Origin of the sequence: Peribacillus simplex (assembly GCF_001578185.1) — a bacterium.
In the GTDB taxonomy this organism is placed as follows: Bacteria; Bacillota; Bacilli; order Bacillales; family DSM-1321; genus Peribacillus; species Peribacillus simplex_A.
This window is the reverse complement of the sequence record NZ_CP011008.1, coordinates 5,161,086-5,176,321: the sequence shown is the minus strand read 5'-3', so window position 1 is coordinate 5,176,321 and position 15,236 is coordinate 5,161,086. Positions and strand designations below refer to the sequence as shown.

Below are 15,236 nucleotides of genomic sequence, written 5' to 3'. Positions count from 1 at the left end.
TTCTAAGAAAACTCTGGTCGGGTACATGGATTGCGGTTTTTCTTCCATCTAACAAACCATTTCTTTTTCAGTATGGGTGAAAACGTTTAATTAATAAAAGTGTGGTGTCATAATGAATTTAACTATTTCTAATTTAGAAAACATGAAACTAAAGGATCTCTATGAGCACGCGCGTGAATATAAAGTTTCCTATTACAGCAAACTTTCAAAAAAGGAACTTATTTTCGCTATCCTGAAAGCACAAGCTGAGCAGGATGGTCTCCTATTCATGGAGGGTGTTTTAGAGATCATCCCTTCCGAGGGCTTCGGTTTCTTGCGTCCAATTAATTATTCTCCAAGCTCGGAGGATATTTATATTTCTGCTTCACAGATCCGCAGATTCGATTTGCGAAATGGAGATAAAGTGTCCGGTAAGGTAAGACCTCCAAAAGAAAACGAGCGTTATTATGGATTGCTGCATGTTGAAGCCGTCAATGGCGATAATCCGGAATCGGCTAAGGAGCGTGTACATTTTCCAGGCTTAACACCGCTGTATCCAAACAGACAAATTAAACTGGAAACGACACCGAAGAACTTATCAACTAGAATTATGGATGTCTTGGCACCGGTAGGTTTTGGACAGCGTGGTCTGATTGTCGCACCCCCAAAAGCTGGTAAAACGATGCTTATCAAAGAAATTGCCAATGCGATAACCACGAACCATCCTGAATCGGAATTGATTGTACTGTTGATCGATGAACGCCCGGAAGAAGTGACGGACATTGAACGCTCCGTTGCTGGAGACGTGGTGAGTTCAACGTTCGATGAAGTGCCTGAAAACCATATAAAGGTGGCAGAGCTAGTGTTGGAAAGAGCTATGCGCCTTGTGGAGCATAAACGGGATGTCATCATTTTAATGGATAGCATTACCCGGCTTGCCCGTGCTTATAACCTTGTCATTCCGCCGAGCGGGCGTACACTATCCGGAGGGATTGACCCTGCTGCATTCCATCGTCCAAAACGCTTTTTCGGTGCGGCGAGGAATATCGAGGAAGGCGGCAGCTTGACGATCCTTGCTACGGCATTGGTAGACACGGGTTCGAGAATGGACGATGTCATTTATGAGGAATTTAAAGGTACGGGTAATATGGAACTGCATTTAGACCGTGCCCTTGCCGAAAGACGTATCTTCCCTGCAATCGATATCCGTCGCTCAGGCACTCGTAAAGAAGAATTGTTAATTCCGAAAGATCGCCTGGATAAATTATGGGCTATTAGGAAAACGATGTCAGATTCACCTGATTTCTCAGAGAAATTCCTTCGCCGTCTAAAACAGACAAAAGGTAATGAAGAGTTTTTCAGTAAGTTGGATGAAGAGATGTCAGAAATGAAAAAGGGACCAGCGAGCGTTAAACGTTCTTAAACAGTGAAAGAAACAAACTGTTGCACAACTAGTCTTAAGTTGCTATAATGGGTTCATGTGTTTTTACAATAAATGTGAGGGTGCTTTTCCCTCACCTTGAAGTATATAACTCTGTTTCGAATGATTCAGGGCAGAAGGAGCTGAAAAGAATGAAAACTGGAATTCATCCAAATTATAAACTTTCAAAAGTATCTTGCTCTTGCGGAAACACTTTTGAAACTGGTTCAGTTAAAGAAGAGATCAAAGTTGAGACTTGTTCAGAGTGCCACCCATTCTATACTGGTCGTCAAAAATTCGCTGAAGCTGGCGGACGTGTTGATCGTTTCAACAAAAAATACGGTATTAAATAAGCCGGACTTTTTAAAAAACAGGCAAGTATTTTTCTTGCCTGTTTTTTATTTTCTGTAAACAGGTAAGAATTTTTATAAAGCCGGGTCCACTTCAATTATGGCTAAGGGATCGACAGGTGGAAGGGAGTAGCTGTTTCCATGTATGTAATGAAACAAACAGGCTGGATTGAGCTTATTTGCGGAAGCATGTTTTCAGGTAAATCTGAGGAATTGATTAAACGAGTCAGCCGTGCTCAATTTGCTAAAGAGCAAATAGCTGTATTTAAACCGGCTATAGATAATCGCTATGCGGAAGAGGCTGTCGTATCGCACAATGGCTCTTCTGTGATGGCAAAACCGATTGCCCATTCAACTGATATTTTTAAGCATTTGGACAAGCCCCTGGATATCATTGCTATAGATGAAGTGCAATTTTTTGATCATGAAATTATCGGGGTTGCCCAGCATCTTGCGGACAGCGGTTATCGAGTGATTATGGCTGGACTAGATCAAGACTTCAGAGGTGAACCATTCGGTCCTATGCCTGTTCTATTGTCGCTAGCAGAATCAGTGACTAAGCTGCAGGCTGTGTGTGAAGTGTGCGGTTCACCTGCGAGCAGGACACAGCGATTGATAGATGGGGCGCCGGCCTCCTATGATGAGCCGATCATCCTTGTGGGTGCATCGGAATCATACGAGCCCCGCTGCCGCCATCATCACGAAGTTCCAGGTAAGCAGGCTGTCGGGATTAAAGAACATATTTGAATGATGGTGCCCTAGGATCGATTGAGATCTTAGGGTGCTTTTTTATGAAGAAATGGTTAAGTAATTTATACGGGAAATTGAGTTTATTCTGAAAGAGGATAAGCCATGTTGAAAAAACTTTCTAAAGGCATTCAGGTGGTAAGACCAATACATGGAAGGGAAATAAAAGATAAATATTGCCCCATTTTGGGAAGGCTAACTTAGGAAATGTCCTTGTTTAACTAGTCAAAATGGAGGGAAATAATATGAAATCAATACTGGTTTTTATGATGGCCTTTTTTCTTGCTGCACTAACAGCATGCGGTCAAAATGACAATGCAATAAATAATGATTCGGAATATGGCGATCAATCCCGGGATGGAAAGGCTTTTGTTGGCAAAGGTTTAAAACGTATGTCTAATAATGATTGGGACAATGAAACGGAACGGCCATCGGATCAAGTCCTAAACACTCCGCATCAAACATCGAATAATTCCCCTTCCATGGGGCAGGAAATTGATAAAATCCGAGAGGTCGTTAAGTCGAAAACTAATTATGAAGCGGGCACCGTGTGGTTAAATGGCAATACCATACATGTTACGGTCCATGATAAAGGCGAAATCAAGACGGAAGAGAAAAGAAATGAGGAAAAGCGGCGAATTCAAGACATGATAACCAGGGTTGTGCCCCAATATAAAATAGATGTTAAGTTAAAGAAATAACCACAATTTTGAATCCTCTTTGACGTTGATTATTCACCTATACTATAATTAACCTAGAAGTGAACTGAGCTGGGACACTGAACTACTTATTTATAGTTAGAAAAGATGGATTACTTCCAATTCGTTTCAGATGTTTTGGAAAATTATGAGGTGAATAATTTGTTTGATCGATTGCAAGCAGTAGAAGATAGATATGAAAGATTGAATGAACTATTAAGTGACCCGGAGATCATTAATGACAATAAGAAGCTAAGGGAATATTCTAAGGAGCAATCCAGTATTCAAGAGACCGCATCGACTTATAAAGAATATAAAGCGGTTCGTGAGCAACTTCAGGAAGCTAAGGCTATGCTGGAGGACAAACTTGATGCGGATATGCGTGAAATGGTAAAAGAAGAGATCAATGAACTCGAAGAGACCATACAAGGCCTTGAGGATAAACTGAAAATATTGCTCATTCCGAAAGACCCTAACGATGATAAGAACGTAATCATGGAGATCCGCGGAGCGGCAGGCGGAGATGAAGCGGCTTTATTTGCAGGTAGCTTATACCGAATGTATAGCCGTTTTGCAGAAGTGCAGGGTTGGCGGACTGAAGTCATTGAAGCGAGTCCTACCGGGCTTGGAGGCTACAAGGAAATCATATTCATGATTAATGGCAATGGCGCTTATTCAAAATTGAAATTCGAAAATGGAGCCCATCGGGTTCAGCGAGTGCCTGAAACTGAATCAGGTGGACGGATTCATACATCTACAGCCACGGTTGCCGTTTTACCCGAAGCCGAGGAAGTGGAAGTCGAGATCCATGATAAGGATGTTCGTGTCGATACCTTTGCATCAAGCGGTCCTGGAGGGCAAAGTGTCAATACGACCATGTCAGCGGTGCGATTGACTCATATTCCGACTAATACGGTTGTATCCTGTCAAGATGAAAAATCACAAATCAAGAACAAAGAAAAAGCGATGAAGGTTTTGCGTGCCAGGGTGTATGATAAAATCCATCGCGAAGTGCAGGCGGAATATGATCAAAATAGGAAGCTTGCTGTTGGTACGGGCGATCGTTCCGAAAGGATTCGCACGTATAACTTCCCGCAAAACCGCGTTACTGACCACCGCATTGGTTTAACGATTCAAAAGCTGGATCAAATCATGGAAGGTAAACTGGATGATGTCGTGGATGCTTTAATCATGGAAGACCAATCTTCAAGGCTGGAAAATGCAGATGAATAATTCTGGCCTGAAAGTGTTTGAAGCCCTTAAGTGGGCTTCTTCTTTTTTAAAGGAAAATGATCGTGACGCCAATGCAGGGGAAATCCTGTTACAGCATTTATTAAAACAAACTCGCTCCCAGCTACTAGCCAACCTTCATGATGAGCTTAGTGAAGATGATTTTGGACAATTTAAGGCAGCTATTGAGCTTCACGCTGATGGAACACCCATCCAATATATAATAGGCAGTGAAGAATTTTATGGACGGACCTTCTTTGTAAATGAGGAAGTGCTGATACCGAGACCTGAAACAGAAGAATTGATTTATTATACATTACGTAAACTCCCGGCCATTTTTATGGAGGGACAGAAGCTCCGATTAGCTGATATTGGGACGGGCAGCGGTGCAATCGCCATTACGATGAAACTTGAAAAAACAAGCTTGTTGGTGATGGCCACGGACATAGCAGATCCTTCACTTGAAGTAGCGAGGGAAAATGCCGAATCACTTGGTGCCGAAGTGCAGTTCATGCAGGGTGATTTGCTTCAGCCTTTCATTAACACGAACCAGAAGGTGGACATCCTTTTATCGAATCCGCCATATATACCAAATGATGATCAAAAATCCATGTCTGTAGTCGTAACAGGCCATGAACCACATCGTGCATTATTTGCTGGTGTCGACGGGCTGGATTTTTACCGCCGTTTTATGGAACAGTTACCTCTAATCATGAAGGTGCCTGGACTGATCGGTTTTGAAGTGGGTACTGGACAGGGTCAGGCGGTTGCCGATTTATTGAAGCGAACCTTTCCCGCCGCAGAAGTATCCATTGTAAATGACATTAACGAAAAAGATAGAATGGTCTTTGCCGTATTAAAATAATCCGTCTCTTCTTTGGGACGGAAAGCGAGTGCCCTACGTACCAATCAACGTTCTAATAGTGCAAACCCTCAAAAAACAGTGTGCAAAAAAATCAATAAAATATCGAGTTGGTCAACAGTCTGGATCCGTCTCTACTTAGAGGCGGTTTTTTTTATAATCTCCCCCCTCACTATCAAATTGGAATCTATATTTCCAACTATCAACTTTTTTGATTTTTACTAGTTTAAGATAGCTGGAAAATGGTGAGACTAATTCATGTGAGGGGGCGAAGGCGATGAAAACTAAACATTTAGCCATTATTTATCTATTAATCTTAACTATAGGAACGATCGTAAGTATATATATGCCTAAAGCGGAAATGGTCGGTGCAGAGGAAACGATGGTGATCCCGGATGAGGCGATTCGTCTGCGGATACTTGCTAATAGTGATACAGAAGAGGATCAATCGGTTAAGCGGCTGATTAGGGATGAGGTAAATAAAGATATCACAAAGTGGGTCGAGGAGCTTACTTCTTTGGATGACGCGAGGGATGTGATCACCTCACATCTACCGGATATCCAGGCCACGGCTGAGGCGGTTATAAAGGAACATGGTTTGGAACAGTCAGTAAAAGTAGATTTTGGACAAGCGGAATTTCCAACAAAACTTTACGGGCAGTATTTATATCCGGCAGGGGATTATGAAGCTGTGATCATTACACTGGGTGAAGGGGAAGGGGCTAATTGGTGGTGTGTGTTATTTCCTCCATTATGTTTCTTGGATTTTTCAAATGGGACGGCTGTAAGTCAAAGTCCGATTGTCGAGGATGAAGATAAAGAATCCGAAACTTCGGGAGGGAAGGCTTATGCTGCAACGAATGAAGAGAAAGAACCTATTCAAGAGGAAGAAGTTGAAGAAAAGGTAAAAGATGAAAGTGTAAAAGAGGAAGTACCGGAAGAAACGGTAAAGGTTATCGAGCCAGAGGTAGAAGGTGAAGTGACAGAAGTAAAGGGGAACGAGGAATTAACGGAGGAAGTCATTGATGGGAATGGTAAGGAAAACAAAGAGAAGCTTGCGGCATCCAATGAACAGGGTCAACAATTTTATAAAGGTGAAAAGGAGCCTGAGGTAGAAGTGAAGTCCTTATTTGCAGAAATCTTCAATGAGCTTTTTTAAGATCAGATAATTTAAAAAACATATCCACAGGGTTATTAACAAAAAATCAAAAAAGTCTGTCATTAATCTTTAATATCCACAAACTTATCCACGGATTCGATATAGTTATCCCCAATTTGTGGATAACACTTGAATTATGTGTATACTTCTTTTATACTTTCAAAGTATCTTTTAAGTAAAATTAGTAAGATAAGTTGAAAATATCGTTCATATAAAAGCAATCATATAAAATAAGAAATGTTAAAAGGCGATGGTGTTAAAAATGAAAACGAAAGTTTGGTCAGTGGATAAAAATGTGGATAATTTACAAAGTTATCCCCAGATTACACAATCAGCTGAATTATTAATGGCTAATCAAGTGGTTGCCTTTCCTACGGAGACCGTTTATGGACTAGGCGCGAATGCCAAAAGTGACGAGGCGGTCAAAAAAGTGTTTGAAGCAAAAGGGCGTCCGAGTGATAATCCTTTAATCGTTCATATAGCCTCAGATGACCAGTTGTCAGGTATTGTAGAAGAGATCCCGGTAAAGGCACGGAAGCTAATGGCGGAATTTTGGCCGGGTCCTTTGACTTTGATCATGAAACGAAAACCGGGCCAGCTATCAACTCTTGTGACAGCTGGATTGGACACGGTGGCTGTCAGGATGCCAGATCATCAGGTTGCCCTCGGTCTTATTCGTGCGAGTGATTTGCCCATTGCGGCTCCAAGTGCAAATACTTCAGGAAAACCAAGCCCCACCTCAGCCAAACATGTTGAAGATGACTTGATGGGCCGGATTGCAGGCATTGTCGATGGCGGTACTACGGGTGTGGGCGTAGAATCCACAGTACTGGATTGCACTGTGGAAGTCCCTGTTATTTTAAGGCCTGGTGGGGTGACCTTGGAACAGTTGGAAGCGGTAATAGGAGAAGTCAGGCAAGATGTCGCTTTGAAGAATCAGGAAACGGCGCCAAAAGCTCCGGGCATGAAATATACCCACTATGCTCCAAAAGCCCCGCTATTTTTAGTCAAGGGTAATCAATCATTCCTTCAGAGGCTTGTGAATGAAAAAAGAAATGACGGGTTAAAGGTAGGCATCATAACGGCTTTAGAACATCAACAGGATTATAATGCGGATTATGTGGTTGCCCCAGGTTCTTTATCGGATTTACATACAGTTGCGACAGGCTTATATGATACTTTACGACAATTTGATGAGCTGGAGGTCGATATCATTTTCAGTGAAATGTTTCCTGACTACGGTATCGGGGCTGCTGTCATGAACCGGCTTGAGAAGGCGGCAGGTCATCAAATCATCGAGGAACATGTGTAACGAGGACTGATTTATTCTTCTATTTCTTTTCGGACATGCATAACATGTAATAGGCACGTCCGAGGGAGGATTGGAATGAATACATTTGCTGGGGAAATCATCACCTTATTGCTCATGGCATTCGCGTTGGGAATGGATGCCTTTTCCGTCGGCCTAGGAATGGGAATGTTTAAGCTAAGGTTGAGGCAAGTATTTTTTATAGGGCTGATAGTAGGTATTTTTCATATTTGGATGCCCTTGCTTGGTATGGGGGCAGGTCGTTTCATTTCAGAAAAATTCGGGACCTTTGCTACATACGCCGGAGGTCTCTTGTTGGTCATTCTTGGTATACAGATGTTCATCCCGGGTAAAAAGGGTGAAGCTGATGCCAGGGGAATTAAGATGCTGGCTCCTGTCGGGAAAGGCCTATTCATTTTTGCTTTAGGGGTAAGCCTGGATAGCTTCTCAGTAGGATTAACCCTGGGGATTTACGGTGCGAAAACGATTATAACCATTCTTTGTTTTGGGTTGGCTGCCACTCTGTTAACGTGGGGAGGGCTATTACTGGGTAGAAAAATACAGGGGGTGCTCGGAGTTTATAGTGAGATTCTTGGCGGAAGCATCCTGTGTGCGTTTGGATTAAAATTATTGTTCTCTTTTTAAATCCACTTGACCTCATACCTTTCCTTCCTCAACTGTTCCGATTATCGGGACGGTTTTTATTTTTCTCATGACATAAAGAGAGTGTTTATTTTTTTGCCTATATAGAACGGGCGATAGCTTATAATGAATAAAAAGGAGGCGTTAATATGATCCGAGTATTATTTGTATGTACAGGTAACACATGCAGAAGCCCCATGGCAGAAGCGATATTAAAAAATAAGCATATTGCAGGTGTTGAAGTGAAGTCCGCTGGTGTTTATGCTTCAGTGGGCCAGGATGCTTCCGTGCATGCTAAAAATGTATTGGTTGAGAATGACATAGTGCATAATCATCATTCAACGCCTTTATCCGAGAAGGAAATGGAGTGGGCGACTCATATTTTCACCATGACGGAAGGGCATAAAGCGGTCATTATCCGTACATATCCTAAGATGATCGATAAGACTTTTACTTTAAAAGAATTCGTTATTGACGATAAATATGATAGAGACATAATAGATCCGTTTGGCGGTTCTGAAGGCATCTATCGGGAAACCTTCAGGGAGCTGCAGGAATTAATGGAAGAATTAGTCATAAGGCTGAAAGAGTAAACAGTCTACAGGGGGGAGCGGTATGGAGGAAAGAACACATTATAAATTTGGCTTGCGAAAAAAATTGGTTATCTTCACTACAGTCCTTGCTCTGATCACCTATTCAACCTCGGCATTTTTTATTTTCGTGATCCATCCAATGTTTTTTGGAAAAACGAGTTTGCTAAGTTTTAGTGTAGGGGCGCTTTTATTAGGCATACTGTGGTCGGGGATTCTTTCGTTTTTCGCTTCTGGTCTTATTACTAAACCATAAAAAGACTAGAAAAAGCCGTATTAAGTGCTGCTGATGGAAGTATAAACGAAGAAGTGGTGTTATCGAAGACGGATGATGAAATCCGTTCATTAGGCACTGCTTTCAATCATATGCTTTCTAACCTTAAGGACATGGTTCGGAATATTGAAGAGAATTTCCGTGAGACCAACAAAAAGGTCCTCCATATCTCTCAAGAATCTTCAAAAGCATCCGAACAGGCAGATAATATAGGAAGAACCATAGAGGAAATCTCAAAAGGGGCGGATACATCTGCCGCTTCCATCATGAATACTGCTGAATCCATTGATGATGTCGTCATGATTGCCAAAAAGGTTCAAAGCAAAGCACAGGAATCCGTTGGACTATCCAGTGATATGGCTACAGAACTTGTTCAGAGCAAAGCGGTAGTCAATTCCTTGGTTCATGGCATTAAACAATTGGCTAAAGAAAATCAAAAGTCGCTGAAAACAGTCAATCGTTTAGAGGGAAATGCAAAAAAGGTGGAGCAAATCATCGAACTTGTCGGCGAGATTGCGGCACAGACGAACCTGCTGGCATTGAAGCTGCACGGGCAGGAGAACATGGAAAAGGGTTCGCGGTTGTAGCCGAAGAAGTCCGGTTGTTAGCTGATCAGAGTGCGAAAGCTGTTCAGGGCATTTCGAACCTGGTTCAAAATATTCAAGTTGAGGTCCAGGCAGTTGTGAAACAAATCGGCGATCAGGTCATATCGGCAAATGAAGAAGCCCAAAACGGGACAAATACGGATATAGCGATAGAAGGAATGACAAAAACGGTACATAATGTGGTCGTTGCAGTAAAAGATATTACTGAGCTTGTTGACCGTCAAATGGAAAGTGTAGAAGAAACATCTAGGCAGTCCCAAGAGGTGGCTGCCATTGCAGAAGAAACATCTGCTGGAGCGGAAGAAGTAACAGCTATGACGAGCGAACAAGCAATAGTCATGGAAAACGTCAAAAAATCGGCGATGGACCTTAAAGTGCAAGCGGAAAAGTTGAACGGGACCATTACACGCTTTAACACTTGACATTTTTCAGCAGGAAACCTTAGTTGGTTTCCTGCTTCTTTACGGGAGAAAAAGGTTGGCCGTCCTTTATCTTTTCATAATTTTGTGACACAATAAAATCAAATAAAAAAGCTAGGGGAGGATTTTGATGAAAGTTGCGATTGCTTCGGATCATGGTGGCATACATATCCGTGAAGAAATAAAGAATTTAATGAATGAATTACAGATTCCATTTGAGGACTTTGGCTGTGAATGCAGTACGTCAGTGGATTATCCGGATTATGCATTGCCGGTTGCAGAAAAAGTTGCAAAGGGTGAGTTCGATCGGGGGATTTTAATCTGTGGTACTGGAATTGGAATGAGCATTGCGGCTAATAAGGTCAAAGGGATCCGTTGTGCATTGGTTCATGATGTCTATAGTGCAAAGTTGACCCGTCAGCATAATGATACCAATATGTTAGCTATGGGGGAACGTGTCATTGGTCCGGGTCTTGCCAGGGAAATTGCACAAACATGGCTGACTTCGGAATTCGAAGGCGGGCGTCATCAAAACAGGATTGGTAAGATAGCGGAATATGAAGGTAAACACAGCTAATCGTTAAGGTTCTGGAAAAGAATTTAGAGAGTCCACTCTTTTCTTCCAATAGCAAGTTTTCTTATTGAAAGGATGCGTTTTCATGACAAATGATGCTATATTTTCGAATGAGCTTGAGATATGGGAAAACCAGTTTCGGAAACTATTACATGAGTTTCAAGAAGAGGCAGCTTTAAAAGAAAACCAGCTACTGGTAATCGGCTGCAGTACAAGTGAAGTGATCGGAAAACGAATCGGTACGGAAGGGACGCTCGACGTTGCGGGGATGGTTTATTCCGTAGTGAGGGATTTTCAAGAAAAAACGGGCATTCAGGTTGCATATCAATGTTGTGAGCATCTAAATAGGGCCCTGGTTTTGAAAAGGGAAACCGCAGTGCGAAACGATTATGAAGAAGTTTCGGTTGTGCCGGTCAGAACAGCTGGGGGATCGATGGCAACGTTCGCCTATCAACAATGGAAGGATGCTGTCGTCGTTGAGCATATTAAAGCGGAAGCGGGGATAGACATTGGGGATACCTTCATTGGCATGCATTTAAAGCATGTGGCGGTTCCAGTTCGATCTGCCATTAAAGAAATAGGACATGCACATGTGACCATGGCAAAAACCCGCCCGAAACTAATAGGCGGGGAACGGGCCGTTTATCAGGACCTCATTGAAAACAAGAGTTGTACTTTATAGGTAAAGTTAGACAGCATTTCTCGGGTGGGGAATGCTGTTTTTCGTATAGAATGATAGCGGAAGTGTAAAGCTTAAGATAATGTTCACAAAAAATCCTTAATTTTTTAGTGCCAATAAAATGGTTTTTTCACTGATTAAATATAGGGTAAAAGAGCTATTTAACTTAATTTAACTGTTAAATACGAACGTTTTTTAATAAAAAAACATCTAATGTTCGATAAAATTAGACTATCACTTCTAAATTAGACATGTTAAAATGGAGTAGAATTTTCTAATTATTATTGGTAAGGCTTTTTCATGTCTTTTAGAAGGCATGTTGCACATAAATCTAAAAAGCGAATCACGCACAATTTGGGGAGGAATTACGGAATGGATCGTTTAGCAAAGCAAGATGAGCAAGTGTTTAACGCAATTCAACTGGAATTAGGGCGTCAAAGAAGTAAGATTGAGCTTATTGCTTCTGAGAACTTCGTAAGTGAAGCTGTCATGGAAGCGCAAGGGTCGGTCTTAACTAATAAGTATGCAGAAGGATACCCTGGAAAACGTTACTATGGCGGATGTGAGTATGTTGACATCGTTGAAGATCTAGCACGTGAGCGTGCAAAAGAAATTTTCGGCGGGGAGTATGTAAACGTACAGCCTCACTCTGGAGCTCAAGCTAATATGGCCGTTTACTTTACAGTACTTCAAACTGGCGACACAGTGCTTGGGATGAACCTTTCTCATGGCGGCCACTTAACACATGGAAGTCCAGTTAACTTCAGTGGTGTTAACTACAATTTTGTTGAATATGGTGTAGACGAACAAGATCACCGTATTGATTACAATGATGTATTGGAGAAAGCCCGTCAGCATAAACCGAAATTGATCGTAGCTGGTGCAAGTGCATATCCACGTGAAATTGATTTCAAGCGATTCCGTGAAATTGCAGATGAAGTTGGAGCTTATTTAATGGTCGATATGGCGCATATCGCAGGTTTAGTTGCAGCAGGATTGCATCAAAGTCCAATTCCATATGCAGACTTTGTAACGACAACTACTCACAAAACACTTCGCGGACCACGCGGAGGAATGATCATCTGTAAAGAAGAATTCGGTAAGAAAATTGATAAATCCATTTTCCCTGGTATTCAAGGTGGGCCATTGATGCATGTGATATCCGCTAAGGCTGTTGCATTCGGCGAAGCGCTTCAAGATGATTTTAAAGTGTATGCACAACAAATCATCGATAATGCTAAACGCTTGGGCGAAGGTTTGAAGAAAGAAGGATTCACCCTTGTTTCTGATGGAACGGACAATCACTTGATTCTTCTTGATGTACGCTCAACAGGATTAACAGGAAAAATCGCAGAACATGTTTTGGATGAAATCGGTATTACAGTTAACAAAAATGCGATTCCTTATGATCCGGAAAAACCATTCGTTACAAGTGGTATTCGTATTGGGACTGCTGCAGTGACATCGCGTGGCTTCGGGTTGGAAGACATGGATGAAATAGCTTCAATCATCGGACTTGTTTTGAAAAATAATGAAGACGAAGCTAAACTTGAAGAAGCAAAACAGCGCGTTGAATCATTAACGAGCAAATTTGAATTATATCCTTCAATGTAATATCGGAGCCGCTCCCTTTTAAAGGGAGCGGTTTTTTTGTATTTTAAAGAAGGTGAGTATATTAGAATAGTCCGAATAGTAAAAAAGGTCTGACATCTAAACCTTTATTGAAGATTGAAACATTTTTCTGTAAAATAGGTTGAAGTGAATTATAAAAGACACGACAATTTTTCTATTCAATTAGGGAAATCATAAAAAAGCGCAAAAATAAGCAATGGAATTGGAGAGATGCTGAATGGGAAAAGTTTATGTTTTCGATCACCCGTTAATTCAACACAAATTAGCCTATATACGTGATATAAATACAGGAACAAAAGAATTCCGCGAACTAGTGGACGAAGTTGCATCATTGATGGCATTTGAAATTACAAGGGATATGCCACTGGAAGAGGTGGAAATCCAAACACCTGTAAGCACGGCGAAAGTGAAAATGCTTTCTGGTAAAAAAGTAGGGATCGTCCCGATTTTACGTGCAGGCATAGGGATGGTGGACGGAATCATTAAGCTGATTCCAGCTGCAAAGGTTGGACATGTTGGACTTTACCGTGATCCTGAAACATTGAAACCAGTTGAATATTATGCGAAAATGCCAAGTGATTTGGCAGAAAGAGAATGCATTGTCGTTGACCCGATGTTAGCAACTGGCGGTTCAGCCATCGAAGCGATCCATTCCATTAAAAAGCGCGGTGCAGTCAACATTAAATTCATGTGTTTGATCGCAGCGCCAGAGGGTGTAGAAGCACTAAAAGAAGCCCATCCTGATGTTGATATTTATATTGCGGGACTTGACGAAAAACTGAATGAACATGGTTATATCGTTCCGGGTCTTGGAGATGCAGGAGATCGTTTATTCGGCACAAAATAAGAAAGAAACTGAGGTGTCACGAATGAACAAACCGATAAAGGTCATGACAATTTTCGGGACGAGACCAGAAGCTGTCAAAATGGCTCCCTTAGTACTCGAATTTCAAAAACACCCAGAATATTTCAAGCCGATCGTTGCTGTTACGGCTCAGCATCGCCAAATGTTAGATCAAGTTCTCGAATTATTTTCCATTCAGCCGGATTATGACTTGAACATAATGAAGGAAAGGCAAACGCTTGCTGACATTACAACAAGAGCATTAAATGGTCTTGATTCCGTAATGAAGGAAGCTAAACCCGATATTGTTCTTGTCCACGGTGATACAACCACAACGTTTGTCGCAAGTCTGGCTGCTTTTTATAATCAGATCGTCATTGGTCATGTAGAAGCGGGGCTGCGCACATGGAATAAGTATTCCCCATATCCGGAAGAGATGAATCGGCAGCTTACCGGTACGATGGCGGATTTGCATTTTGCACCGACTTCAAAAGCGGAGGAGAATCTGCTGAACGAAAACAAGAAAGACAATATCTTCGTGACGGGAAATACGGCAACAGATGCTTTAAAAACGACTGTGCGGTCCACATATTCCCATCCGGTTTTAAATGGACTTGGAGAAGACAGGCTCATTTTACTTACCGCCCACCGCAGAGAAAATCTAGGGGAACCCATGAGGAATATCTTTAGGGCCGTCAAGAGAATCATTGCTGAGCATGAGGACGTTCAAGTGGTTTATCCAGTCCATTTGAATCCTCTTGTTCAAGAATTAGCAAACGAAATTCTCGGGGACGATCCACGGGTACATTTAATCGAGCCGCTGGATGTATTGGATTTCCATAACTTCGCTTCAAGAGCTTATCTGATTTTGACCGATTCTGGAGGAATCCAAGAAGAGGCACCGTCACTAGGTGTACCTGTTCTTGTTTTGAGGGATACGACTGAACGCCCAGAGGGAATTGCAGCTGGAACCTTAAGGTTGTCGGGTACTGATGAACAAACCATATTCAATATGGCACATGAATTGCTCACCAATCGAGGGGAACACGAAAAAATGTCCAAGGCTTCAAATCCATATGGGGATGGAAATGCTTCGGCCCGTATTGCTGAAGCCATCCGATACTATTTTAAGCAAATAAATATACCGCCAACTAGATTTGATTCATAAAAAAGGAAAAGCCACGTGGCTTTTCCTTTTTTATTTGCATACTCCAAGGTTGTTG

The 15,236-nt window shown here is 41.9% G+C and carries 15 protein-coding genes and 1 pseudogene; all 16 read left to right on the top strand.

Annotated elements, in window-relative coordinates:
• The first annotated feature begins 112 nt into the window (after window positions 1-112).
• Window positions 113-1,402, top strand: coding sequence for a transcription termination factor Rho (rho, locus tag UP17_RS24280; protein ID WP_034315849.1), 1,290 nt, complete (start codon window positions 113-115; stop codon window positions 1,400-1,402).
• A 149-nt stretch (window positions 1,403-1,551) separates the two neighbouring features.
• Window positions 1,552-1,752: a 50S ribosomal protein L31 gene (gene rpmE / locus UP17_RS24275; RefSeq protein WP_053348458.1), complete on the top strand. Its 201-nt coding sequence runs from the start codon at window positions 1,552-1,554 to the stop codon at window positions 1,750-1,752.
• Between the two features lie 138 nt (window positions 1,753-1,890).
• Window positions 1,891-2,496: a thymidine kinase gene (locus UP17_RS24270; RefSeq protein WP_061465730.1), complete on the top strand. Its 606-nt coding sequence runs from the start codon at window positions 1,891-1,893 to the stop codon at window positions 2,494-2,496.
• Window positions 2,497-2,741: 245 nt separating this feature from the next.
• Entirely contained in the window at window positions 2,742-3,197 is a 456-nt protein-coding gene (locus UP17_RS24265) for a hypothetical protein (RefSeq protein ID WP_061465728.1), read from the top strand.
• Between the two features lie 159 nt (window positions 3,198-3,356).
• Window positions 3,357-4,427 (top strand): peptide chain release factor 1, encoded by a 1,071-nt coding sequence (gene prfA, locus UP17_RS24260; protein ID WP_061465726.1) that lies wholly within the window; start codon window positions 3,357-3,359, stop codon window positions 4,425-4,427.
• Complete coding sequence (gene prmC, locus UP17_RS24255) at window positions 4,420-5,289, top strand: peptide chain release factor N(5)-glutamine methyltransferase (RefSeq protein WP_284149547.1); 870 nt, start codon at window positions 4,420-4,422, stop codon at window positions 5,287-5,289. The genes prfA and prmC overlap by 8 nt, the downstream gene beginning before the upstream one ends.
• Window positions 5,290-5,563: 274 nt before the next feature.
• Window positions 5,564-6,445 (top strand): stage II sporulation protein R, encoded by an 882-nt coding sequence (spoIIR, locus tag UP17_RS24250; RefSeq protein ID WP_061465724.1) that lies wholly within the window; start codon window positions 5,564-5,566, stop codon window positions 6,443-6,445.
• Between the two features lie 262 nt (window positions 6,446-6,707).
• Complete coding sequence (locus tag UP17_RS24245; protein WP_061465722.1) at window positions 6,708-7,757, top strand: L-threonylcarbamoyladenylate synthase; 1,050 nt, start codon at window positions 6,708-6,710, stop codon at window positions 7,755-7,757.
• A gap of 75 nt (window positions 7,758-7,832) precedes the next feature.
• Window positions 7,833-8,399, top strand: a complete 567-nt coding sequence (locus UP17_RS24240) for a manganese efflux pump MntP (protein WP_061465721.1) — start codon at window positions 7,833-7,835, stop codon at window positions 8,397-8,399.
• Between the two features lie 146 nt (window positions 8,400-8,545).
• The gene (locus UP17_RS24235) at window positions 8,546-8,989 is read left to right on the top strand and encodes a low molecular weight protein arginine phosphatase (protein WP_061465719.1); all 444 of its coding nucleotides are present in this window, start codon (window positions 8,546-8,548) and stop codon (window positions 8,987-8,989) included.
• Window positions 8,990-9,011: 22 nt separating this feature from the next.
• Window positions 9,012-10,287: pseudogene (locus UP17_RS24230) on the top strand (methyl-accepting chemotaxis protein).
• 127 nt (window positions 10,288-10,414) lie between these two features.
• A complete protein-coding gene (rpiB, locus tag UP17_RS24225; protein WP_061465717.1) occupies window positions 10,415-10,861 on the top strand; it encodes a ribose 5-phosphate isomerase B in 447 nt (148 codons plus the stop codon).
• A gap of 82 nt (window positions 10,862-10,943) precedes the next feature.
• On the top strand, window positions 10,944-11,540 hold the full coding sequence (locus UP17_RS24220) for a TIGR01440 family protein (protein WP_061465714.1): 597 nt from the start codon (window positions 10,944-10,946) through the stop codon (window positions 11,538-11,540).
• Between the two features lie 369 nt (window positions 11,541-11,909).
• Window positions 11,910-13,151, top strand: coding sequence for a serine hydroxymethyltransferase (gene glyA, locus UP17_RS24215; RefSeq protein WP_061465713.1), 1,242 nt, complete (start codon window positions 11,910-11,912; stop codon window positions 13,149-13,151).
• A gap of 235 nt (window positions 13,152-13,386) precedes the next feature.
• Entirely contained in the window at window positions 13,387-14,016 is a 630-nt protein-coding gene (gene upp, locus UP17_RS24210; RefSeq protein WP_034315825.1) for a uracil phosphoribosyltransferase, read from the top strand.
• Between the two features lie 22 nt (window positions 14,017-14,038).
• The gene (gene wecB / locus UP17_RS24205) at window positions 14,039-15,181 is read left to right on the top strand and encodes a non-hydrolyzing UDP-N-acetylglucosamine 2-epimerase (protein WP_061465711.1); all 1,143 of its coding nucleotides are present in this window, start codon (window positions 14,039-14,041) and stop codon (window positions 15,179-15,181) included.
• Window positions 15,182-15,236 lie beyond the last annotated feature (55 nt).